This window comes from Amycolatopsis sp. NPDC034160 (assembly GCF_055575355.1).
In genome coordinates, this window is record NZ_JBVISU010000005.1 from 1 (window position 1) to 22,519 (window position 22,519).

Annotated in this window: 18 protein-coding genes and 1 pseudogene; 8 read left to right on the top strand and 11 right to left on the bottom strand. The window is 68.7% G+C overall.

From position 1 onward, the window contains the following. Positions 1–243, top strand: a pseudogene (locus tag ACZ54P_RS13440) (hypothetical protein); the annotation flags it as partial. 311 nt (positions 244–554) lie between these two features. On the opposite strand, the gene ACZ54P_RS13445 reads toward ACZ54P_RS13440, so the two are convergent. Further along, complete coding sequence (locus ACZ54P_RS13445) at positions 555–1,571, bottom strand: endo-1,4-beta-xylanase (RefSeq protein WP_465461803.1); 1,017 nt, start codon at positions 1,569–1,571, stop codon at positions 555–557. Positions 1,572–1,609: 38 nt separating this feature from the next. On the opposite strand from ACZ54P_RS13445, the gene ACZ54P_RS13450 reads away from it, so the two are divergent. Further along, complete coding sequence (locus tag ACZ54P_RS13450; RefSeq protein ID WP_465461804.1) at positions 1,610–2,659, top strand: LacI family DNA-binding transcriptional regulator; 1,050 nt, start codon at positions 1,610–1,612, stop codon at positions 2,657–2,659. Here the strand turns inward: ACZ54P_RS13450 and ACZ54P_RS13455 are convergent. The 4 genes from ACZ54P_RS13455 to ACZ54P_RS13470 are packed head-to-tail and all read right to left on the bottom strand — an operon-like array spanning position 2,620 to position 8,727. Then, entirely contained in the window at positions 2,620–5,637 is a 3,018-nt protein-coding gene (locus ACZ54P_RS13455; RefSeq protein ID WP_465461805.1) for a glycosyl hydrolase 115 family protein, read from the bottom strand. The two genes, ACZ54P_RS13450 and ACZ54P_RS13455, sit on opposite strands and share 40 nt — an antisense overlap. A gap of 17 nt (positions 5,638–5,654) precedes the next feature. Next, on the bottom strand, positions 5,655–6,473 hold the full coding sequence (locus ACZ54P_RS13460) for a carbohydrate ABC transporter permease (RefSeq protein ID WP_465461806.1): 819 nt from the start codon (positions 6,471–6,473) through the stop codon (positions 5,655–5,657). Then, positions 6,473–7,438: a carbohydrate ABC transporter permease gene (locus ACZ54P_RS13465; protein ID WP_465461807.1), complete on the bottom strand. Its 966-nt coding sequence runs from the start codon at positions 7,436–7,438 to the stop codon at positions 6,473–6,475. The genes ACZ54P_RS13460 and ACZ54P_RS13465 overlap by 1 nt, the downstream gene beginning before the upstream one ends. Then, positions 7,435–8,727: an ABC transporter substrate-binding protein gene (locus ACZ54P_RS13470; RefSeq protein WP_465461808.1), complete on the bottom strand. Its 1,293-nt coding sequence runs from the start codon at positions 8,725–8,727 to the stop codon at positions 7,435–7,437. Before ACZ54P_RS13470 ends, ACZ54P_RS13465 begins: the two co-directional genes overlap by 4 nt. Before the next feature lie 133 nt (positions 8,728–8,860). On the opposite strand from ACZ54P_RS13470, the gene ACZ54P_RS13475 reads away from it, so the two are divergent. The 3 genes from ACZ54P_RS13475 to ACZ54P_RS13485 are packed head-to-tail and all read left to right on the top strand — an operon-like array spanning position 8,861 to position 13,427. After that, entirely contained in the window at positions 8,861–9,895 is a 1,035-nt protein-coding gene (locus ACZ54P_RS13475; protein ID WP_465461809.1) for a LacI family DNA-binding transcriptional regulator, read from the top strand. Further along, positions 9,892–12,186 (top strand): beta-xylosidase/alpha-l-arabinosidase, encoded by a 2,295-nt coding sequence (locus ACZ54P_RS13480; RefSeq protein ID WP_465461810.1) that lies wholly within the window; start codon positions 9,892–9,894, stop codon positions 12,184–12,186. The genes ACZ54P_RS13475 and ACZ54P_RS13480 overlap by 4 nt, the downstream gene beginning before the upstream one ends. After that, a complete protein-coding gene (locus ACZ54P_RS13485; RefSeq protein WP_465461811.1) occupies positions 12,183–13,427 on the top strand; it encodes an SGNH/GDSL hydrolase family protein in 1,245 nt (414 codons plus the stop codon). The genes ACZ54P_RS13480 and ACZ54P_RS13485 overlap by 4 nt, the downstream gene beginning before the upstream one ends. On the opposite strand, the gene rraA is transcribed toward ACZ54P_RS13485, so the two are convergent. Then, positions 13,417–13,902: a ribonuclease E activity regulator RraA gene (rraA, locus tag ACZ54P_RS13490; RefSeq protein WP_465461812.1), complete on the bottom strand. Its 486-nt coding sequence runs from the start codon at positions 13,900–13,902 to the stop codon at positions 13,417–13,419. The genes ACZ54P_RS13485 and rraA overlap by 11 nt on opposite strands. After that, on the bottom strand, positions 13,899–14,504 hold the full coding sequence (locus ACZ54P_RS13495) for a TetR/AcrR family transcriptional regulator (protein WP_465461813.1): 606 nt from the start codon (positions 14,502–14,504) through the stop codon (positions 13,899–13,901). Before ACZ54P_RS13495 ends, rraA begins: the two co-directional genes overlap by 4 nt. A 61-nt stretch (positions 14,505–14,565) precedes the next feature. Here ACZ54P_RS13495 and ACZ54P_RS13500 point away from each other — a divergent pair, with 61 nt between their 5' ends. After that, on the top strand, positions 14,566–14,814 hold the full coding sequence (locus tag ACZ54P_RS13500) for a hypothetical protein (protein ID WP_465461814.1): 249 nt from the start codon (positions 14,566–14,568) through the stop codon (positions 14,812–14,814). Position 14,815: 1 nt separating this feature from the next. Here ACZ54P_RS13500 and ACZ54P_RS13505 read toward each other — a convergent pair whose 3' ends face one another. Beyond that, positions 14,816–15,352, bottom strand: coding sequence for a hypothetical protein (locus ACZ54P_RS13505; RefSeq protein WP_465461815.1), 537 nt, complete (start codon positions 15,350–15,352; stop codon positions 14,816–14,818). Positions 15,353–15,481: 129 nt separating this feature from the next. Beyond that, on the bottom strand, positions 15,482–16,384 hold the full coding sequence (locus ACZ54P_RS13510) for an EamA family transporter (RefSeq protein ID WP_465461816.1): 903 nt from the start codon (positions 16,382–16,384) through the stop codon (positions 15,482–15,484). 78 nt (positions 16,385–16,462) lie between these two features. On the opposite strand from ACZ54P_RS13510, the gene ACZ54P_RS13515 reads away from it, so the two are divergent. Then, positions 16,463–17,347 (top strand): LysR family transcriptional regulator, encoded by an 885-nt coding sequence (locus ACZ54P_RS13515; RefSeq protein WP_465461817.1) that lies wholly within the window; start codon positions 16,463–16,465, stop codon positions 17,345–17,347. Positions 17,348–17,377: 30 nt separating this feature from the next. On the opposite strand, the gene ACZ54P_RS13520 is transcribed toward ACZ54P_RS13515, so the two are convergent. Then, the gene (locus ACZ54P_RS13520; protein WP_465461818.1) at positions 17,378–18,232 is read right to left on the bottom strand and encodes an NAD(P)-dependent oxidoreductase; all 855 of its coding nucleotides are present in this window, start codon (positions 18,230–18,232) and stop codon (positions 17,378–17,380) included. Between the two features lie 11 nt (positions 18,233–18,243). Then, positions 18,244–19,119 carry an NAD(P)-dependent oxidoreductase gene (locus ACZ54P_RS13525; protein WP_465461819.1) on the bottom strand — a complete coding sequence of 292 codons (876 nt, stop codon included), beginning with the start codon at positions 19,117–19,119 and terminating at the stop codon, positions 18,244–18,246. A 93-nt stretch (positions 19,120–19,212) separates the two neighbouring features. Here ACZ54P_RS13525 and ACZ54P_RS13530 point away from each other — a divergent pair, with 93 nt between their 5' ends. Continuing rightward, a complete protein-coding gene (locus tag ACZ54P_RS13530; protein ID WP_465461820.1) occupies positions 19,213–22,461 on the top strand; it encodes a BTAD domain-containing putative transcriptional regulator in 3,249 nt (1,082 codons plus the stop codon). The last annotated feature ends 58 nt before the right edge of the window (positions 22,462–22,519 follow it).

Consider the following 22,519-nt stretch of genomic DNA (forward strand, 5'->3'; position numbering starts at 1 on the left):
TGGTTCTTGGTCGTTCCACGCATCTACCAGGAGCTTCGCCATACCCAGCTCACCAACACACCCCTACCAACCCAAAACAGGTTGGAAAAGGCTCAATGGCTCACCGAGAAGATCACCGTGCCGATGGCGGGCGAGCACTTCCTTCGCCGTCCGGCTGAGATGATCGGCGCACTGGGCCTGACCATCGAGAACCGGGAACGGTTCAAACTCGGGCTGGTGGAACGCCTCGTCGCCCGCAAGTGAACGGCTGTCATCGGAAGTTCATCCGCACCGCCGATCCTGGTGAGGTGACTTACCCCCAGCAGTCGCCCATCTGGCAGCAGTACCCCGTCACGCCGCCGAAGAAATCGCCGAACACGGCTTTGCTCTTCGGCATCGCGGCCGCCACGCCCCGTTCTCCGCGCAAGCCGGAGACTGCATCTCGGCGGACGAAGATGCCGGGAGCAACGGGAAGTTCAGCGCGAGCGTGCCGGTGAGAGGTGGGCTGGGTTGGTCGTGAGTGGCGATTCGGGTTCTAACCCGAATCGCCACTCACGACCGCCACGTGGGCACGCTCAGGGGTTGATGCGGGTGTAGGCCGGTTTCGGCCGCAGGTTCGTGTCGAACAGGCACGCCGCGCCCTGGCCGGGGAACGTGTCCGGCACCCACGAGTGGCGGTCGGTGAAGCCCCAGGTCGTGAACTCCACGCACCGCGCCACGGCGTGGCAGCCGTCCCACAGTTGCTTGAAGTAGCTCGCCTGCGTGTTCAGCTTGGTGCTGTCGGCGGGCATCGGGATGCGGACGTCCGCCTCGGTGATGGCGACGTCGACACCCAGCGCGGCGAACCGGGCGAGGTTCGCCTGGTAGCCGCCCGGGAAGCCGTACTGAGTGGCCAGATGCGCCTGGAAGCCGACGCCGTCGATCGGCACGCCTTGCTGCTTCAACGTCCGTACCAGGTTGTACAGGGCGTCGCTCTTCGCGTTGAGCCCTTCGGTGTTGTAGTCGTTGATGTACAGCTTGGCCGACGGATCCGCCGCGCGGGCCCAGCGGAACGCGTCGGCGACGTAGCCGTCACCGAGTTTCTGCTGGAACACCGACGTCCGGCGGGTGCCGTCGTCGTTGAACATCTCGTTGACCACGTCCCAGGCGCGGATTTTTCCCTTGTACCGGCCCATTTCCGTGGTGATGTGCCGCTGCACCACCGACCGCAGCTCACCGGCGCCGAGGTTGTTCACCCAGCCGGGCAGCTGACTGTGCCAGACGAGGGTGTGCCCGCGGACCGATTTGCCGTTCCGCTGGGCGTAGTCGACGATCGCGTCGGCGCCGGACCAGTTGTACTGGCCCCGGTTCGCCTCGACGACACCCCATTTCATCTCGTTTTCGGGGGTGACGTTGTCGAATTCGCGGGTGAGCACGGACCGGTAATCGGCTTCATTGGCGAGGTGATTCGCCGCGACGGCGCTGCCGACGTAGCGATTCGTGATGTCCTTCAACGGACCGGCGGCCGAAGCCGGGGCCGAGTTGCACACCGAAATACCCGCGACGGCGACCAAAAGAGCGACCGCTCGTCTTGCCGATATCGTGTTCTTCATGGGTCTCCTTTTCGTTGATCGGACGTAGAATCACTGACATGTCAACGGAACCTCGGATCACCATCAGCCGGATAGCCGCCGAAGCCGGGGTGTCCGCGCCGACCGTTTCCAAGGTCGTCAACGGCCACTCCGACGTCGCCGACGAAACCAGGGCGAGGGTGGAGGAATTGATCCGGAAATACGGCTATCAGCGACGTGCCGACCAAAGATCGCAGCGGTCACGTCTGCTGGAACTGATGTTCCACGAAATCGAAAGCACGTGGGCACTGGAAATCATCCGGGGAGTGGAGAACGTCGCCCGCGAGAACGGGATGTCGGTCGTCCTCGCGGAATCTTCCGGTCGCCACACGCCCGCGCACGACTGGCTGGAAAGCGTGCTCACCCGCCGCCCGGTCGGCATCGTCTCGGTCTGTTCCGACCTCACCGCCGGTCAGCTGGCGAAACTGCGCTCCCGTGACATCCCGCTGGTGGTGATCGACCCCGCCGGGGAACCCGGGCCGGAGACGCCGTCGGTCGGCACGACCAACCGGCAGGGTGGGCTGGCCGCCACCCGGCATCTGCTCGACCTCGGACATCGGCGGATCGCGGTGATCGGTGGTCCGGACGGCGTGCTGTGCGGTCGCGCCAGGATCGACGGTTACCGTGCCGCGCTGGAGGCCGCCGGGCAGTCCTTTGATCCGGCTCTGGTGCGCCGCGGCGACTTCCATCCGCGTTCCGGTTACCGGCAGCTGACCTCATTGCTCGCCCTGCCCGACCGGCCGACGGCGGTGTTCGCCGGCAGCGACCTGCAGGCGCTCGGCGTCTACGAGGCCGCGCGTGACGCCGGCCTGCGCATCCCGCACGACCTGAGCGTCATCGGCTTCGACGACCTGCCGCTCGCCTGCTGGCTGACCCCGGAACTGACCACGATCCGCCAGCCGTTGCGGCAGATGGCGGCCGCCGGAGCACGGCTCGCCATCTCGCTGGCCAGGGGCCGGGTACCGGAGAGCCACCGCATCGAACTCGCCACCAGCCTCGTCGTCCGCGACAGCACCGCGCCTCCGGCCGGTCATGTGCCCAGCCGGAGGCTTTCGGGCGGCCCGAGGTAACTGTGCCGTAGCCCGCCGGTGTCGACCACCAGCTTCTGCACCACGACCGTCGGGTCCACCATCCAGAACTTCAGCACATGCGGCCCCGGCGAGCCGATCACGTGCCGCGTCGAGGTCAGGTTCACGTTGTCCGAAGTGGTCCATTCCCACTGCCGGTTCATGGTCATGTCGTCGGCGCCGGTCGCCTTGGTGATGTTCACGACCTGCGGTTCCGCGGCGTCGAACGATACCGCGTACCGAAGTCCGTCCCCGGAGAGCACGTTGCTTCGCGGCGACAGGAAGGCCCAGACGGTGACGGTCCCGGGGGTGAACAGGGTCATCCGGTAATCAAGACGTGGACCCGCGCCAGGCGTTCGGCTCGGTGCCGTCACCGGGAACGGGGTCATCCCGCCGCCGGTACGGCCGATGTCCGGGACGTGCCGCCACGACACTCCGGCCGTCCCGATGTTCGCCGTGTGGTGCTCGGCTTCCATCGACACGTATCCCCCGGCCTCGATGAACCCGCGTCGCCACGAGCCGGGCAGTTCCGGTTTACGGACGACCGCTTCGACACGCACCTGCCGTCCCGCACCGGACACGGTGAGCGGCACCGTGGTGGTCCCTCGGGGCGCACGGGTCCAGTCGACGCTCACGGCGATCCGGAGTTCCTTGTCCACGCGGCCTCCGTGCGGTTCGGTCCGCACCCAGGGGACGTCGCTGCTCACCGTGCAGCGGAACGGCGTCCGCCCACGGTTGAACACGTCGATGTATTGGCCCGGCGCGCTCTGGAATGGGCTGAACTCAGGCAGCCGCGGGGTGCCGGACGCGGCTGGCCACCACTGTTCGGAGCCGTCGACGGCGACACCGAGTTCGGCGGCCTCCGGCAGGTCGATCCGCCGCACGGCGGGGAAGATCTCGTCCGGCAGGGCGACGTTGTTCTTTTCGGGCTGCTGCCAGGGCGCGTTCGGGCCGTAGCGGGCGATGTCGCCGTAACCGATATGCGGCTGGGTCTGGAAGCCGCGCCATTTTCCGCCCGCGATGCCGGTGTTGAACCTCTCCGCCAGCGCCAGGTCGTCGGCGAACCGGGCTTCGGTGACCGCCGCGAGGTCATTGGCCGATGCTCTCCCCTGTGCCGCGTACAGCAGATTGGTGAACTCGGCCCGCCGCAGCGCATAGAGGTTGGCCGACGCCTTTACCGCGTAAAGCACGAGTTCGTAGTAGGCGTCTCGGTAGGCGGCGGGCAGCCGGGTCGAGACCTTCTCGGCCTTCGCGCTGAGCTTCTGCCATTCGTCGGTGACGATGTCCAGCTCGCGGTAGTTCACCAGGCTGAACGGCGTGGCTTGGTCGTCGTACACGATCGGCGTTCCCGGCGTGATCCGGCGGTTGAGCAATTCGGGTTTGCGCCGGGACTGCAGCCGCCCGTAGGTGTGCAGGACCTCGGCGATCGCCGCCGCCGTGCCCTTGCCGAAGTTCGCCTCGGCGAACCCGTGCTCCCAAATGGACAGTCGTGCCAAGGGCAAGGCCTGAGGATCCCAGGCGTAGTCGAGGAAGAACTGCAGTGGCAGCTCGTTGCCCTTCAAGTCCCCGGCGTTGACCACCCACAACCGGTCGGTCCCGTACGCGACGGCCTGGTTCAGTTGCTCCCAGACGTTCGGCAAGAGGTTCGTGTCAACCCATTTGTAGTTGCGGCCGCCGCCGACGTAGTCGAAATGGTAGTAGAGCCCGTATCCGCCGGGATGCCGTGGCAGCGCCTGGTCGGGGTGTTTGCGGATGTTGCCCCAGTTGTCGTCGGTGAACACGACGATGACGTCGTCCGGCGGCCGCAGGCCCTTCTCCCAGTACCGCTGGACCTCCTTGTAAAGCGTCCACACCTGCGGCACCGTCGTCAGGTCCCGGCCGGTTTCGCGGGCGAGGATCTCTCGTTCGGTGGCCAGGATCTCTTGCATCAGCTCCATCCCGTCGCCGTCGGGGAGGCTGACATCGCCGTTGCCGCGCATCCCGAGCGTGACCACGCCTTCGAAGTCCTCGCGGACCATGCGCCGGATCCCGTCGGCCCAGTAGGCCTTGACCGCCTCGGCGTTACGACGGAAGCTCCACTCCCCCGTGCCGCCGTACGGGTCATGACCCGGGGACGCGTGCCGGTTCCATTCCTCGATCCCGCGCATCATCGGCGCCTCGTGCGAGGTGCCCATGACCACGCCGTACTCCTTGGCCGTGGCGTGGTTGAGCGGATCGTCCTCGGCGAAGGCGCGTCCCCATACCGCCGGCCACAGGTAGTTCCCCTTGAGCCGTAGCAAGGTCTCGAACACCTTCGCATAGAAGGCGCTGTTGAACCCGTTGGGGAAGCCGGGCGCATGACCCGGCCCGAAGTAAGACGGCGCCCACGTGCCGAGGGCGGGGTTCTCGTCGTTGATGAAGAACCCGCGGTACTTCACGTGCGGCGTCCCGAGGCTGAACCGCGCCCCGGACACGAACAGCTCGTCGGACTGTGCCACCGGCACGTCGTCCCACCAGTACCAGGGCGAGACACCGATTCGCCGGGACACCTCGTAGACGCCGTAGATGACGCCGCGCTGGTCGCTGCCGGTGAGGACGAGCCTGCCGTCGACGACCTGGCTGAGCGACGTCTCCCACTTGCCCGTGATCCCGGCGACGTCCAGCTTCCGCGCGGCTACGAGGTCGTCGATCAGCGGACTGTGCCCGAGCGTGCCGATCAGTACGACCGGCCCGGAATCCGGTGGCCGGTCGAACTCCAGCGTCGGGCGGATCCCGGTGACCCGCTCGATGTCGTCCCGCAGGTCACCGGCCACGCGGCGAACTCCCGGTCTGTCGCGGGAGCTCACCACCAGTGTCGCGGCCTTGCCCCGCGCGACCAGCGGGAATCCGCCCTTAGCGGGTGCCGCCTCGGCGACTCCCGGCGTGAACGCGGTACCTGCGCCCAGCACGGCGAGCAGCCGCAGGAAATCCCTGCGGCGCACGGCTTGCTCGTCGGACGTCATCTTCGACCTCCTGGAAACTAGCCCTTCACGGATCCGGTCAGTCCGCCGACGATGCGGCGTTCGGCGAGCACGAAGAACGCGAGTGCGGGGATCATCGACAGCGCGGTGAACGCGAGCACGCGTGCGGTGTCTTGCGAGTACTGGGATTGGAACGTCGCCACGCCGAGCGGCAGGGTGAAGTTCGCGGAGTCGTTGAACACCAGCAACGGCAGCAGGTAGAAATTCCAGCTGGTCACGAACGCGAGGACGGCGACGGTGGTCAGCGCGGGCGCGGACAACGGCAGCAGGATCCGCCAGAAGAAGCCGAGTCTGCTCGCTCCGTCGAGCACAGCGGCGTCCTCGATCTCCCCGGGGATCGCCCGCATGAACGGCCGCAGGATCACGATGGTGACCGGCAGCGAGAACGCCGCTTCGGGGATCGCCACGCCCCAGAAACTCTCCAGCATCCCCAGCTGACGCAGCCACAGGTACAGCGGCAGGGTCGCCACTCCGAGCGGGAACAGCAGGCCGAGGGTGAACAACGTGTAGAAACTCTCGCGGCCCTTGAAGTCGTACCGCGACAACGCGTACCCGGCCATCGAGCCGAACACGACCGTCAACGTCGTCGCGATCACCGCGATCAGCGCACTGTTGCCCAGGAACGTCCAGAACGCCGACGAACCGAGGATCGCCGCGTAGTTGTCCCACACCCACGGCCCTGGCAAGCCCGCGGGCGAGGCGTTGATCTGCGCGGTGGTGCGGAATCCGCCGAGCACCACGAACAGCAGCGGCACCACGGTGATCCCGAGGACGGCGATCGCGGCGACGTAGCCGATCGGCGTCCCGGCGCGGCGCATCAGCCCACCATCCTGGTCAGCGCGCCGTCGGTGTCGCGGCGCAGGGCGAAACGCTGATACAGCAACGCGAAGAGGAAGCAGACCACGAACAGGATCACCGCGACGGCGCTGCCGAACCCGAACTCGTACCGTTTGAACCCGTGATCGACCAGATAGGTCGCCATCGTCGCCGACGAGTTCGCCGGACCGCCGAGGGTCATGATCCACACCAGGTCGAACAGCTGCAGCGAACCGATCACCGACAGGAACACCCAGATCCGGATGGTCGGCCCGAGCAGCGGCAGCACCACGTGCCGGGTGGTCTGCCAGGCCGACGCGCCGTCGAGCGCGGCCGCTTCCCGCAGTTCGGCCGGCACTCCCTGGAGGCCTGCCAGCAGCAGGATGATGCCGAAGCCGATGTACTTCCAGGTGATCACCGCGAACAGGGTGTAGAGGACGATCTTCGGGTCGGCGAGCCAGTGCTGGACCAGCCCGCCGAGGCCCACTCCGCGCAACATCTGGTCCACGAAGCCGTCCGGCTGCAGCATCAGCAACCAGATGACCGCGGTGATCGCCTCCGACAGCACGTACGGCGCGAACACGAGAGCGCGGAGGACGGCGCGGCCGCGCAGTTTGCGGTTGAGCAGCAGCGCGAGCGCGATGGACAAGGGCAGCTGGACCACAAGGGACAGTCCCGCGATGATCAGGTTGTGCCCGATGGCGCCCTGGAACACCGAGCCGGACAGGGCGTCGGTGTAGTTGTCGAGCCCGACGAAGTCGTCGAGCGGACCGAAACCGTTCCACTCGTAGAGGCTGTAGAACGCCGCGATCCCGATCGGGACCAGCACGAATCCGACGAACAGGACCAGCGCGGGCCCGAGCAGGAACGCCAGTTCCAGCTTCTTGCGCAGCCCCGGTCTCCGGACCCGGACCGCGGGTGCGGAGGGCCGCGCCGCCGCCCGCACCCGCGTGTCCGTCGCCGTCACTTGTCGCCCGCCGCGGCCTTGTTCACCGCGTCGACGATGCCTTCCGGGGTGCCCTGTCCGGCGAAGAAGTTCGCGACGGCGTCGTTGAGCGCGGCACCCACCGCGGTCGGGAACGCCTTGTCGAAGTACATCTGCAGATACGGCGCCTTCTGTCCGTAGTCGAAGACGGTCTTCAGTGACTCGGTCTTGAGCGACTTCGCCGCCGACGCGGTCATCGGCAGTCCGGCGCCCTTCGCCGCGAGCTGGTTCTGCACCGGTTCGCTGCCGAGGTACTGCAGGAAGTCCGCGCACGCCTTGGCCGCGCGGGTGGTACAGGAGAAGCCGTCGCCGCCGCCGAGCACCGCGGCGGGATCGCCGGCTCCGCCCGGTACCGAGGGGAACGGGAACCAGCCCACCTTGGAGTCGAGGTCCTTGTCCTCGGTGAGCGAGGACATCGTGCCGGGCTCCCAGTCGCCCTGCAGTTCCATCGCCGCCTTGCCGTTGGCCACCAGTCCCGCCGAACTGCCGGCGCCCTGCTGGGCGGGCGTGCCGGTGAACCCGGGCTGGAACGGCTGGGTGGCCAGGAACGCCTGGAGGTCGCGTCCGGCCTTGGTCCAGCACGGATCCTCGAGTTTCACCGCCTTGACCGACTGCTTCAGCGTGTCGGCAGAGCAGGCCCGCAGCGCGAAGTAGTTCCAGTAGAAGGCGTCCGGCCAGCGATCCTTGCCGCCGACCGCGATCGGCGTGATGCCCGCTTGCTTGAGCTTGGCGACGGCGGTGTTGAGTTCGTCCATGGTGGACGGCGGGGCGGTGACCCCGGCTTGGGCGAAAAGGTCCTTGCGATACCAGAATCCGACGAAGTGCTGCTCCCACGGGATGCCGTACTGCTTGCCGTCGACCTGCCAGCTCTCGGCGAGTTTGCCCACCGAGCCGAGCCAGCCTTTCGCCGCGTCGGTCAGATCCGCGACCTTGCCCGAGGTGGCCTGTGAGGCCAGTTCGCCGCCGCCCCAGGACTGGTAGACATCGGGCGGCTCGTTCGACTGCAGGGCGAGCGGGACCTTGGTGGTGAACTCCTCGTTCTGCAGCGGCTGCCCCTTGATCGTCACCTCGGGATGCGCCTTCTGATAGTCGGCGACGACCTGGGCCCAGATCGATTTGATCGGGTCGGTGGTGCCGTTGTGCCACCAGGTGAGGGTGACCGGTCCGCTGGGTTCGGCCGCGGTGTCGGTGCCCCCAGAGCAGCCGGCGAGCGCGAGCGGAACGGCCGCCGCGAGCGCGGCGGCGGCGGGAATTCGGCGGTTCGAAAACATGGTGAGTCCACTCCTGACGACTTCGGCCGAGTAGGACGGGGCGTGACTGCGCCCGGACTGGCGATGAGTTTGCGCGCCTGAAATTCCTATGTCAATCGTTGTCGATAACGTTTTACATGGCTAGTCTGAGCGCATGCAGCCCAGTTCGAGGGTCACGATCCGTGACGTCGCGGCCCGCGCCGGCGTCTCCGTGGCCACGGTGTCCAAAGTGATCAACGACCGCTACGGCGTCGCCGCCGCGACCCTGGCCAAGGTCCGCGCGGTGATCGACGAACTCGGCTACGAGGCGAGCCTGGTCGCCCAAAGCCTGCGCAACCACAAGACGAACGTGATCGGGATCCTGGTCGCCGACCTCGAACCCTTCTCCACCGAATTGCTCAAGGGCGCGGCGGACGCCATCCGGGGCACCGGCTACGAACTCGTCGTGTACTCGGCCGGCGGCCGCACCGGTGATCTGTCGGGCTGGGAAAAGCGTTATCTGTCAAGGCTTTCCGGTACGCTGGTCGACGGCGCGGTGCTGGTCACGCCGGTGGCCTCACTGGAGGCGGTACCCGGTACCCCGGTAGTCGCCGTCGATCCGCACACGGGCCCGTCGACGGTGCCCACCATCGATTCGGACAACCTGCGCGGTGCGCAACTGGCGACCCGGCATCTGCTGGAGCTCGGCCACCGCCGGATCGGTTTTCTCGCCGGACGCCCGGATCTCGAATCGGCGGAACTGCGCAAGACCGGGTATCTGCGGGCGCTCACCGCGGCGGGCGTCCCGATCGACGAGGACCTGATCCGGCTTGGCGCCTACGATCCGGAGATCTCCGCTCGGTCCGCCCATGAGCTGCTGACCAGTGAAAATCGGCCGACGGCGGTGTTCGCCGCCAACGATATCTCGGCGATCGCGACCGTCGGGGCCGCGGCGGAACTCGGCTTGTCCGTACCGGAGGACCTGTCGGTGGTCGGCTTCGACAACGTCCCCGAGTCCGCGCTGTGCAGCCCGCCACTGACCACAGTGGACCAGCCCATCCGCGAGATGGGCCACCGCGCCATCACTCTGCTGATCTCGCTGATCAGCGGGGAGCCCGAAGAACAAACCCACATCACCCTCTCCACCGGTCTCGTGGTGCGCCGCTCGACGCGCGCCCTCGACTTTCAGACGAAGGGCGGACGGCCTTGACCACGCAGCCCAGCGCGTCACCCCGGCCATGGCACGACACGGCCGCGGATCCCGCGGACCGGGTCCGTGCGCTGCTGGACCGGATGACCTTGCGGGAGAAGCTCGCGCAGCTCTACGGCGTCTGGGTCGGCATCGACTCCGGCGGCGAGATGGCCCCGCACCAGCACGATTTCGCGGAGGCGGCACTGGACTGGGACGGGCTCGTTCAGCACGGCATCGGCCAGCTGACCAGGGTGTACGGCACCCGACCGGTCGATCCGGTGATCGGCGCGCGCAGCCTGGCCCGCACCCAGCGGGAGATCGTCGCGAGCAGCCGGTTCGGCATCCCGGCGCTGGTCCACGAGGAGACGCTCACCGGTCTCGCCGCCTGGCAGGCCACGGTCTACCCGTCACCGTTGTGCTGGGGAGCGAGTTTCGACCCGGATCTCGTATTCCGCATGGGAGCGCGGATCGGCGGCACGATGCGCCGTCTCGGTGTCCACCAAGGGCTCGCGCCGGTCCTCGACGTCGCACGTGACCTGCGGTGGGGGCGCGTCGAGGAGACCATCGGCGAGGACCCGCACCTGGTCGGCACGATCGGCGCCGCCTACGTGGCCGGGCTCGAATCCGCCGGGGTGATCGCGACGCTGAAGCATTTCGTCGGCTACTCGGCTTCACGCGCCGGTCGCAACCTCGCGCCGGTGTCGGTCGGGCCGAGGGAGCTCGCCGATGTTCTGCTGCCGCCGTTCGAGATGGCGTTGCGCGCGGGCGCGCGGTCGGTGATGAACGCCTACATCGACAACGACGGTGTCCCGGCCGCCGCCGACACCGCCTTGCTCACGGATCTGCTGCGCGACACCTACGGTTTCGAGGGAACCGTGGTCGCGGACTACTTCTCCGTGTCTTTCCTGTACAAACTGCACGGCGTCGCGACCGATCGGGGCGAGGCCGCCGGGCAGGCGCTGGCCGCCGGGATCGACGTGGAACTGCCCACTGTGGACTGCTACGGCGACCCTTTGCTGGCCGCGGTGGAACGGGGCGCGGTCGATACCGCCGTCGTCGACCGCGCCCTGGAGCGGGTGTTGCGGCAGAAGTGCGAACTCGGCCTGCTTGACGAGGACTGGGCACCGGAGGTCCCGGACGAGGTCGATCTCGACGACCCGGAATCCCGCGCGCTGGCACGGGAAATCGCCGAACGCTCGATCGTGCTGCTGAGCAACGACGGCATTCTTCCCCTCTCCCCCGGCCGCCGGATCGCGGTCGTCGGCCCGCGGGCGCACGAACCCGGCGCGATGCTGGGCTGCTACTCGTTCCCGATGCACGTCGGCGTGCACCATCCGGAGGTACCGTTCGGGGTATCGGTGCCGACCGTGCTGGACGCGCTCGGCGAGGATCACGAAGTCACCTACGCCCTCGGTTGCCCGGTACTCGGCGGCGAGGACGAGGGCATCGCCGACGCCGTCGCCGCGGCCAAGGGGGCGGACATCTGCGTCGCGGTGCTCGGCGATCGCGCCGGCCTGTTCGGCGGCGGCACCTCGGGCGAGGGATGCGACGCCTCGGACCTCAAGCTGCCGGGACGACAGGAAGAACTGCTGGAAGCCCTGCTCGCGACCGGGACCCCGGTGGTGTTGGTGCTCCTTTGCGGACGGCCCTACGAGCTTTCCCGGCAGGCCGACCGCCTCGCCGCGATCGTGTGCGGTTTCTATCCCGGCGAAGAGGGCGCGGTCGCGCTGGCGGGTGTCCTCAGTGGACGGATCAATCCGTCCGGCAGGCTCCCGGTCGGGTTCCCCGGCGCGGAGGCGTCCCAGCCGTCGACCTATCTCACGGCGCCACTCGGCCTGCGGAGTGAGGTCAGCACGGTCGACCCGACCCCGCTGTTCCCGTTCGGGCACGGGCTCTCCTACGCGGATGTCAGCTGGGACGACCCCACGGTGGCGGATCCGTCGTGGCCGACGGGCGGGCACTGCCGGGTCCGGGTGACGCTGAGCAACGAAACCGACCGGGCCACGACCGAAGTCGTCCAGATCTACCTGCACGACCCGGTGGCGGAAGTCGCCCGTCCGGTCCAGCAGCTGATCGCGGCGAAGCGGGTCGATCTGGCCCCCGGCGTGACCGAGGTCGTCGAGATCGGGCTGCACGCCGATCTCACGTCCTACACCGGACGGGCGGGCAAACGGATCGTCGAACCGGGTGACGTCGAGCTGCGGGTCGGGACGTCGAGTGCGCGGATCGTCGCGACTCTCCCCTGCACGCTGACCGGTCCACGCCGCGAGGTCGGCTTCGACCGCGTCCTCGCACCGGATTTCGCATGAGACGCCACTGGCTCGTCAGCATGCTTGCGGTACTGGCGGTGGTGACCGCCAGCACTCCCGCGTCCGGTCAGCAGTCCATCGGGACCGCGCGGCACTGGGTGCACACCTGGACAGCGATGCCGCAGCTGACCGAACCCGGCAACATGCCGCCCGCGGAGTTCGTCCGTGACGGAGTCGTACTGCCGGACACGACCCTTCGGCAGACCGTGCGTTTCTCGGTGGGCGGCGATCGGATCCGGTTGCGGTTCTCCAACGCCTTCGGTGGTGCGCCGCTGCCGATCACCACGGTGTCGGTCGCGGCTCCGCTCGACGGGAAGGCGGGCGCCGCCGGGATCGAACCGGGCAGTGCGCGGCCAGTGACTTTCCGAGGCAAACCCGGCGCCGTCGTCCCGGCCGGCGCCTTGGTCGTCTCCGATCCGCTGGACTTCCCCGTACGTGCTCACGAGAACGTAACGGTGACGGCCTACTTCGCGCGTGGACAGGCCTCGACGGCGATCACGTCGCATCCCGGTTCCCGCACGACGTCCCATCTGCTCGCGGGCGATCACGTGTCGGACGCGGTGCTGCCCGGTGCGACGCCGGTCGATCACTGGTACTTCCTCAGCGGCGCCGAGGTGTTCGGTCCGAAGAGGACGGAGGCGGCGGCCATCGTGGGCGACTCGCTGACCGACGGCCGAGGGTCGACCACCAACGGGAACGACCGGTGGCCGGATCGGCTGGGGTCGGCCGGGGTCGCCGTGCTGAACCAGGCCGCGGGTGGCAATCGGGTGCTCGCGGACGGTCTCGGTCCGAACCTGCTTTCCCGCTTGGACCGGGATGTCCTGGCGCAGAGCGCGGTTTCGTGGCTGGTGGTGTTTGAGGGGGTCAACGACATCGGCACCGCGGCCGCGACCACGGAAGCGCAACGGCAGGTCGCCGCCGATCTGATCGACGCCTACGACCAGATCGTGGTCCGGGCGCAAGCGCACGGGATCCGCGTCTACGGTGCGACGTTGACCCCGTTCGGCGGCAACACCGGCTATGACACCCCGGCTCGCGAAGCCACGCGGCAGACGGTCAACACCTGGATCCGCACGAGCGGCCGATTCGACGCCGTACTGGATTTCGACCGGGTGGCCCGAGATCCGCAGGTCCCGTCCCGGCTGCTGCCCGCCTACGACGCCGGCGACCATCTGCATCTGAGCCCGGCCGGATACCGGGCGCTGGCGGACAGCGTCCCGGCGAGCTTGTTCAGGCGGTGATCGCGGGGAGGACCACGACGCCGTCGTCGTCGGAGTAGAGCGTGTCGCCGGGGGTGAAGGTCACTCCGCCGAAGCCGACCGGCACGTCGACGGCGCCTGCGCCGGCCTTGGAGCTCTTGCGTGGGTTGGTCCCGAGCGCCTTCACCCCGAGCGGGAGTTCGGCCAGTTCGGCGCTGTCGCGGACCGCGCCGTTGACGACCATGCCCGCCCAGCCGTTCTCGACGGCGGATTTCGCGATCATGTCGCCGGTGAGCGCACTGTGCAGGGAGCCGCCCCCGTCGACCACCAGGACGCAGCCTTCGCCGGGGGTGGCCAGGAGCTTCTTGACCAGGCCGTTGTCCTCGTGGCAGGAGACCGTCCGGATCGGGCCGGAGAACCTGCGGTGCCCGCCGAACTGGCGGAACTGGGTGTCGCAGACGCGCAGCCGGTCGCCGTGCTCGTCGACGAGGTCGGCGGTGGTGAAGGAATCGATCACGGCGCCTGAGTGTAGGCGGGGAACACCGAGTCCAGCACGTGGGTGAGGATCGCCGCGGGATCGGCGGCCGGGGCCACCGTCTGGCGCAGGGCGAGGCCGATGCCCAAGGCGCCCAGCATGACAACAGCCTGGTGCAGCGGCATCGCGGGTGCGAGACGCAGCCGCTTCGCATGCTCCTCCAGCAAGGCGACGACCTCGTCGTCGTGACGCCGCTGGATGGCGGCGAGCATGGCGGCGTTCTCGGGTTGCTGCGCCGTCGCGGCGAGCACTTCCGCGGCCGTCGCGCTCCATTTGGCCGCGTCCTTGTCCGCTACGTCGACCGGCGCCAGCGCCGCGATCACGTCGTCACGGGTGGCGGCCTTGGCGAGGGCTTCCCGAAGTCCTCGGAGATGGGTGTGGGCGCTGGCTTCGATGATCGCCAGCCACAACCCTTCCTTGCCGCCGAAGTGTTTGTAGACGGCGCCGCGGGTGTAGCCCGCGTCGGCCGCTATCTCCTCGACCGTCGCCGCCAAAAATCCCCGTCGCAGGAACACCTGTCGTCCGGCGTCCAACAGGTGTTCGTGCGTGCGGCGCTGCTGCTCGGCCCGGGTCAGCCTGGTCATCGTCCACCACTTCGGTAACACTACGTTTCTGGAAACACGACGTTACTGTAGCGTGGAAGCCATGGAGCTCCTGGCCCCCTTGGCCGCGTTTCTCAGCCTGCCGCTCTTCCTGGCCGGGTTCGCGTGGTACGCCGCACGTGCCCGCCGGGCAGGGGTGAGTCAGTCCTTGCTGGCGCCGATCGAGGAGATCTGGGACCCGATCGCGCACAAGACCAACATCGAGATCCAGATCGAGGCCGAACGGAGTCCCGAGACGCCTTCACCCGGCGACCCACCTGTACTGCGCTGGCGAGACGGTCGCGGCGCCTGAGTCAGACGGTGATCAGCTGTGCCCTTGCGTCGACGATCAGATCGGTGACTCGCTGGGCGTCGGCGATCTGGTACATCTCCAGTGCCGGCGGCGCCCACGCACCCCGGAGTTCGTTCTCACGCACTCGCGCCCGGCTCCAGCGGCTTCCGAACACGATCGTGCCGACGCCCGCCTCGTCGGCACGCACTCGAGGTTCCGACGGGAGCCGGTTGAGCCAGACCCACCGGTACTCCGAGCCGCTCAGCCAGTTCGCGGCGAAGACGATCCGCTGATTCGTGACCAGGTACGTCGTGACCCCTGCCCGGGAACGCCGGTCGAGCAGTCGCTGGTACACGACGCAGAAGAACGCGATCAGCAGCCCGCCGAACATCGGCATCGCCGTGCTGTCGTCGAGGAAGATCGCCTGCAGGGCGACGATCACAGGGAAAACCACGACCAACAACACCAGCCCCGTGTGCTCCGGAAGCCACTTCTGCCGCCGCTGGGGCGAACCGCTCCAGAGCAGGACTTCGCCTTCTTGCAACGGATACTTCTGCATCGCATCTCCCCCAAGTCGTCATGGAGAGCACGCTCGATGCCGCGGTCAGGTTGCCTCAGTAGCCGACAGTGAATCGCTTGGTGCCGGCCGAGGCGATGGTCCGCCATTCCGACGGCACGATGGCGATCTTCATCGGACGGCGCCTTCCCGCTTGGTCTTCGGCGTGATCTGGCCGGCGACGATCGAGGCCAGTGCGAGGGCGAAGCCGACGAGCTGGATCGGGCCGAGCGACTGGCCGAGCAGCGCGGCACCGAGTACCGCGGCGACCATCGGCGAGAGCAGGCCGAGGACGGCGACCGAGGTGACCGGCAGCGACGTGATGCCCCGGAACCACAGGACGTAGGCGAGCAGGCCGCCGACCAGGCCGAGCCAGAGGTAACCGAGCCCCGCGTTCAAGTCGATGGCGGGCGGAGCGCCTTCGATCAGGAAGGTCACCGGTATCAGGAACATTCCGCCCGCGGTGAGCTGCCACGCGGCGAACGCCGTCGGCCCGACGTCCGCCGGGCGGCCCCACCGTTTGGTGAGGGTGACGCCGAGCGCCATGGTCGCGGCGCCACCGAGTCCGGCGAGGACCCCGACGATGTCGAAGTCCGCCGCGGGGCCGATCACGACCAGCCCGACGCCCACGATCCCGACGATCCCCCAGGCGAACCGCCATGCGGACGGGCTCTGCCGCAGGACGGCGACGGCGAGGGCGGCGACGAGGAGTGGCTGAGCCGCGCCGAGGGTCGCGGCGACTCCGCCGGGCAGCCGCTCGGCGGCGAGGAACAGCAAGGGGAAGAACATGCCGATGTTGAGGACGCCGAGTGCGGCGGCCTTCAGCCACCAGGTGCCGCGCGGGAGGGTGCGGGTGATGGCCAGTGCGATCAAGCCCGCGGGCAGGGCGCGCATGAGACCGGCGAACAGCGGATGCCCCGGGGGGAGGAGTTCGGTGGTGACCACGTAGGTCGTTCCCCAGACCACGGGAGCGAAGGCGGTCATCGCGGTGCCGGTGAGTACGGCGGGGAGCGGTGTGGTCGTCAGCGTCTTCACGCCTTCAGCTTCGCCGCCGAGTATCGATGAGTCCAACACATGTTTGTCACTGGATCCATCGTGATTCAAGATGGATCCATGGAGCTTCAGCAGATGCGCTACGTCGTGGCGGTGGCGGAGACCAACAGCTTCACGCGCGCCGCGGAACGGTGCCTCGTCGTGCAGTCGGCGCTGAGTCATCAGATCGCCCGGCTCGAACGAGAGCTGGGCGCGCGGTTGTTCGAGCGCACCAGTCGCCGGGTGCGGCTCACCGCCGCGGGCGAAGCGTTCCTGCCCGCCGCCCGCCAATGCCTCGACGCCGCCGAACGCGTGGGAGCGGAGGTCGCCGCGGCCGTCGGCGAAGTCCGGGGACGGCTGACCGTCGGCGTCATCCCGACCGTCGCGGCGGTCGACGTCCCGGCCGCGCTGCAGACGTTCCACCGGCGGTATCCGCAGGTCCGGATCGGCCTGCGGGTCGGCGCGAGCGGGCACCTGGTGGAGCAGGTCAAGGAGCACGCGATCGAGGTCGCGTTCCTCGGCCTCCCGGTGTCGGATCGGCCAGAAGGGGTCGCTACCCGCGAACTGGCCCGTGACGAACTGGTCGCCGTGGTGGCGCCCGGTCATCCTCTCGCCGAGGAGTCCGAAGTGGACTTGAACCGGCTTTCGTCGGAGGTGTTCGTGGACTTCCCGACCGGGTCGGCGGGGCGGGCGCAGACGGATCAGGCGTTCGCCGCGGCGGGGGTGGGCCGGGAGGTGGCCTTCGAGGTGACGGCCGCCGATTTCATGGCGCGGCTCATCCACCAGGAGCTCGGTGTCGCGCTGTTGCCGTCGAAGTACGTGCCGAACCTGACCGGCGTGGCGATCGTCCCGGTGACGGACGCGCCCGCGCGGATCGAGCATCTCGTCTGGAACCGGTTCACCGTCACTCCCGCGGCGAAGGCGTTTCTGGACGTGCTGGGTGTCGTGAGTGGCAATGAGGGTTAGAACCGTCATTACCACTCACGAGACGTAGCGTCAGCCTTCCTTGATGACCTCGTAAAGGCTGGTCCACGAGCTACGCCCATGCCCCGCGGCAATCGCCCGATCGTAGTGCGATTTGATCGCCTCCGGCAACGCGACGTCGATCCCGGCGTCGCGGCTCGCCTGGAGGATGTGGTCGGCGGTCGCGCCCATCATCGTCACGTCGGCCTCGTCGCCGGGGTGTTCGCCCTTCTCGACCTGTTCGGCGGCGTCGTCCAGGAAGAAACTCAGCGTCGAGAAGTTGTCCTTGGCGTACGGGAGGAACTTCTTGACCGGCACCCCGGCCGAGCGGATCAGCGCGGTCGCGTGCAGGAACACCGAAAGCGAGTTCAGGAAGATGTCCAGTTGAGCCTGGTAGAACAGCTGAGCCAGCCGGACGTCCTCGCCGAGGAAGTCCGCCCGCCCGATGAGCGCCAGGGTGTCGCGGTGCTTTTCGAACGCCTCGGACGGGCCGCTGTAGAAGACGTACGCCTCCTCCTTGCCCACCAGCTGGGCGGGCACCATCACGCCGCCCGCGATGAACTGCCCGCCGCGGGCCTTGACCCAGTCGGCGGCCTCGCGGGTCTTCTCCGGGGTGTCCGAGCTGAGGTTGACGATCACCTTGCCCGCCAACACTTCCTCGGCCTTGCCCAGGATGTCGTACATCGCCGCGTAGTCGGTGAGGCTCAACAGCACCAGCTCTGCCGCCGCCACGGCGTCGGCCGGTGTTTCGGCACGCACGGCACCGGCCGCGACGACACCGTCCGCGCGGGCCGCGGTGCGGTTCCAGACGGTCACGCCGTGCCCGTTCTCCAGGAGAACCCGGACCATGGCCTGTCCCATCGGGCCGAGCCCGATCAGTGTGATCATTGTATTTTTCCTTACTTCTTCAGGAGTTCGATGACGCCGACCAGGTCCTCGGCGCCGTGCCCGGCCGCGACCCGCTTGTCCATCAGTGGCTGGAGCGGTGCGAGCAACTCGGCGCTGATTCCTTGTTCTTCCGCGGCCTTCGCCAGGTTCGGGAAGGCCGCGGCTTGCATTCCGATGTTCGAGACGACGTCGGTGACGTAGTCGCCGTCGTCGATCTGTTCGGCCGCGCGCTCCAGGAAGCCGCTCATCGCGTCCATCCAGCCGCGAAGCAGTGGAGCGAACTCCCTCGCTTTCACTCCGGCGGAGCCGACCAGCGCGAAGGCCTGGATGACTCCGATGAAGTTGCCGTACATCCCGCTGAGGAGCGCGATGTCGTGCAGGGGCGCCAGTCCGGGATCCACCCCGAGGTAGTTGACGCCGCCGAAGGTGTCGAGCGCGGTGCGAGCCTGGCCGAAGACCGTGCCCGAGCCGCTGTAGAAGATGAACGCCGCGGGTGTGCCGATCATCGGTGGGATCGCCATGATCCCGCCGTCCAGGTACTCCGCGCCGAGTTCCCCGGCCCACGCACTCATCTCGCGGGCCTGGCCGGGGGTGCCGTTCGTCAGGTTGATCAGCTGCCGTCCCTCGAGCCCGGCCGCGACCGGGTCCAGGACCTCGTGCACCGAGTCGTAGTCGAGCAGGCAGGTGATCACGATCTCGTTCGCCGCGAGAGCCTCGGACACGCTCGAAGCGACCGAAGCTCCCTTCGCTGCGACGGCCTCAGTGCGGCTCGCGGTCCGGTTCCACACGGTCACCGGATGTCCCGCGGCCAGTAGTGCCTCGACGAGCGCGGTTCCCATCGCGCCCAGCCCCAATACCGTCACCGGGGTCTTGCCGTGTTCGTTCATGGGTCCACCGTGACGCCGCCCGCGCACGGATCGCTGCGGGTTCACGCACGGCCTCGCACGGACTTGTCGGTGGTCCGCGCTAACGTCGGTTTCGTGCGTTTCGGAGTGCTGGGACCACTCGCCGTGTGGACGACCGCGGGCGAGCCCGTCGTCGTGCCCGAGGCCAAGGTCCGCCTGCTGCTCGCCGCGCTGCTGAGCCGGGGCGGCCGGGCGGCGTCGGTGTCGTCGCTGACCGACGATCTGTGGGGCGAGCATCCGCCGGGCAACCCCGGGAACACCTTGCAGACCAAGGTCTCCCAGTTGCGCCGCACGCTCGACCGAGTCGAGCCGGGCGCGCGGGAACTCGTCACCCATGAACCCGCCGGCTACGTTCTCGCCGTCGAGGAGGGCGACCTGGACGTCCACCGGTTTCGCGCCCTCCTCGCCCGCGCCCGGGACACCGTCGATCCTCGCGCCCGTGCCGCGTTGCTGGCGGACGCGCTGGCCTTGTGGCGCGGGCCCGCGTACGGCGGGTTCGAGGACGAACCGTTCGCGGTGGCCTCGGCACAGCGGCTGGAGGAGGAACGGCTGCTCGCCGAAGAGGACAGAGCCGAAGCCAGGCTCGGGCTCGGCGAACACGGCGTCCTCACCGGTGAACTGACCGGTCTTGTCGCACGGCATCCGCTTCGCGAGCGTCTGCGCGGCCTGCTGATGCGCGCGCTGTACGCCGCCGGGAGGCACAGTGAGGCGCTCGGAACCTACGCCGAACTGCGCACTCGTCTACGCGATGAGTCCGGTCTGGAGCCGGGGCCGGAGCTGGCGGCTCTGCACCAGGCGATTCTCACCCGGAGCCCGGAGCTGGAAGGCGTCCGCGCCACCGAACCGGTGCGCGGGAACCTGCCGGAGCCGCTGACCGAGCTGATCGGCCGGACGACGGCGGTCAAGGAGGTCGGCGCGCTGGTCACCGACACCCGGCTGGTCACCCTCACCGGCCCTGGCGGGGTCGGGAAGACCCGGCTCGCCGTCGAGGCCGCGTCGACGCTCACGATGGCCGACGGCGTCTGGCTGGTCGAACTGGCCGGTCTGGACAACGTCGAGTGCCCGACGTGCCCGCCGGAAGACCTCGTCGCCGTCGTCCTGACGGCCGCGCTGGATCTCCACGAGGAGGCCACTTCGGCGAAAACCCTCACGCGGTCGCTGGCCGATGCTCTGCGCGAGAAGGAGATCCTGCTCGTCCTGGACAACTGCGAACAGGTCGTCGAGCCCGTCGCCGCGCTGGTGGAGCGACTGCTGGCGGCGGTGCCCCGGCTGCGTGTGCTCGCCACCAGTCAGGAACCACTGGGACTCCCGGCCGAAACCGTGTGGGCGGTTCCGCCGCTCGATCTGCCCGAGCAGGGCGATTTCGCCGCCGTTCGGGAATCGAGCGCCGTCCGGCTGTTCGCCGCCCGTGCCGCGGCGGCCGCTCCGGGGTTCGCGCTCGACGCGGAGAACGCCTCGGTGGTCGCCCGGATCTGCCGCACGCTGGACGGGATCCCGCTGGCACTCGAACTCGCCGCCACCCGGGTCCGGACACTCGGCGTGCAGGAACTCCTCGCCCGCCTCGACGACCGGTTCGGCCTGCTGTCCTCGGGCAGGCGGGGCGGCCCGCGTCGCCAGCAGACGTTGCGCGCGATGATCGACTGGAGCTGGAGCCTGCTGAGTGAGCCCGAGCAGACAGTGTTGCGCAGGCTCGCCGTGCACGCCGAAGGCTGTGGTCTCGACGCCGCCGAGTCGGTCTGCGCCGGTGGTGAGATCGCTTCCGGTGACGTGCTGGACCTGCTGTCCCGGCTCGTCGACCGATCGTTGGTGGTCAGCAGACCGGGCAGGCATGGCGAGCCGCGGTACCGGTTGCTGGAGTCGGTCTCGGCCTACGCTTCGGAACACGCCGGGCAAGCGGGCGAACTCGATGAGCTGTTCTTGCGGCACGCCCGTTTCCACGTCGAGCTGGCCGAGCGCGGCGACGCGGGATTGCGCGGCAAGGAACAGCGGCGCTGGCTCGACAGGCTCGACGCCGAGGGCGCCAACACCCGGCGGGCGCTGGAAACCCTGCTGCGGCAAGGCGAACATCGGCTCGCGTTGCGGCTGGTGAACGCGATGACGTGGTTCTGGTTCCTCCGGGGACGGCTCACCGAGGCCCGGCGGTCCCTGAACCTGGTGCTCGACACGGGCATCGAGACCGGTGACGAACGTGCGCAGGCACTGGGCTGGTGTGCCGGCATCGCGATTCTCGACGGCACCTGCACTGAGGACGCGGCGGAGGAAGCCGTGTGGGGCATCGTCGATCCCGTGGCGCGGGCCCGGACCCTGTGGTTCCTCGGCTACGCCTGGTCCACGGTCGGCGATCTGTGCCGGGCGGAGAAGCTCACTCTCGGCGCGCTGGAAACGGCCAGAGAGGTCGGTGACGACTGGAGTGCCGCGGCCGCGCTGAGCGACCGGGCGGGCCACCTGATCGCCGGAGGCGACCTCACCGGCGGGGGCCGGATGGCCGCACAGAGCGCCGGGATCTTCGACGACCTGGGCGAGCGCTGGGGCTGGCTGCAGGCGTCGTTCGTTCTCGGCATGCTCGCCGCGATCGCCGGGGACTACGAGCACGCCGCCCGTGTCCACCGGGAAAGCCTGCGCCGCGCGGAGGAATTGGAGTTGTGGCCGGAGGTCGCCTACAAACTGTCGTGGCTCGGCCGGACGGCGCTGCTCACCGGCGATTTCGAAGGCGGGAAGAAGTTCCACGAACGGGCCAGGGCCTTGGCCGTCGAACACGGCTTCAAGCCCGCGGAGGTCTATGCCGAGACAGGGCTCGCGCTCGGCGCGCGACGGCAGGGGCTGCTCGACGAGGCCGAGCAGCGGCTGCTGTCCATTCTGGACTGGCATCGCCGGGTGGAGTCCGAAGCGGGCAGCACCCTGGTACTGGCCGAACTCGGGTTCATCGCCGAACAGCGCGGTGACGCGGCGCGGGCGAAGCGGCTCCAATTGGACGGGCTGGCGATCGCCCGGCACAGCGAGGATCCCCGCGCGATCGCGCTCGGTCTGGAAGGGCTGGCCGGAGCGGAGGCCGCCGCGGGCGAGTACCACCGGGCGGCGCGGCTTCTGGGCGCCGCCGCGGCCTCCCGGGAATCGGTGGGGGCTCCCCTGGCGAAGGGCGAACGCGGAGACGTCGACCGGATCACCGGAGTCCTCGTCGCGGCTCTCGGAGAAAACGCATTCTCGGCGGAGGTGGCGAGCGGCGCGACGACACCGATCGACGACCTGGTGACAGAGGGTCAAGAGAAGTACACGCGTATCACCACATGGACCAGGGATTTACTTCACGTCGACAACAAAGGGTGATTTCTTTCTGTTGCCGAGCCGCCCTGACCGGTAGCGTGCCTAACCATGCGGGTGAGGT

Bases quoted from the DNA above. Each gene is read 5' to 3' on its own strand.
- ACZ54P_RS13445 (WP_465461803.1), bottom strand. From the start codon at position 1,571: ATGAAGAACACGATATCGGCAAGACGAGCGGTCGCTCTTTTGGTCGCC.
- ACZ54P_RS13450 (WP_465461804.1), top strand. From the start codon at position 1,610: ATGTCAACGGAACCTCGGATCACCATCAGCCGGATAGCCGCCGAAGCC.
- ACZ54P_RS13455 (WP_465461805.1), bottom strand. From the start codon at position 5,637: ATGACGTCCGACGAGCAAGCCGTGCGCCGCAGGGATTTCCTGCGGCTG.
- ACZ54P_RS13460 (WP_465461806.1), bottom strand. From the start codon at position 6,473: ATGCGCCGCGCCGGGACGCCGATCGGCTACGTCGCCGCGATCGCCGTC.
- ACZ54P_RS13470 (WP_465461808.1), bottom strand. From the start codon at position 8,727: ATGTTTTCGAACCGCCGAATTCCCGCCGCCGCCGCGCTCGCGGCGGCC.
- ACZ54P_RS13475 (WP_465461809.1), top strand. From the start codon at position 8,861: ATGCAGCCCAGTTCGAGGGTCACGATCCGTGACGTCGCGGCCCGCGCC.
- ACZ54P_RS13485 (WP_465461811.1), top strand. From the start codon at position 12,183: ATGAGACGCCACTGGCTCGTCAGCATGCTTGCGGTACTGGCGGTGGTG.
- ACZ54P_RS13495 (WP_465461813.1), bottom strand. From the start codon at position 14,504: ATGACCAGGCTGACCCGGGCCGAGCAGCAGCGCCGCACGCACGAACAC.
- ACZ54P_RS13500 (WP_465461814.1), top strand. From the start codon at position 14,566: ATGGAGCTCCTGGCCCCCTTGGCCGCGTTTCTCAGCCTGCCGCTCTTC.
- ACZ54P_RS13505 (WP_465461815.1), bottom strand. From the start codon at position 15,352: ATGCAGAAGTATCCGTTGCAAGAAGGCGAAGTCCTGCTCTGGAGCGGT.
- ACZ54P_RS13515 (WP_465461817.1), top strand. From the start codon at position 16,463: ATGGAGCTTCAGCAGATGCGCTACGTCGTGGCGGTGGCGGAGACCAAC.
- ACZ54P_RS13520 (WP_465461818.1), bottom strand. From the start codon at position 18,232: ATGATCACACTGATCGGGCTCGGCCCGATGGGACAGGCCATGGTCCGG.
- ACZ54P_RS13525 (WP_465461819.1), bottom strand. From the start codon at position 19,119: ATGAACGAACACGGCAAGACCCCGGTGACGGTATTGGGGCTGGGCGCG.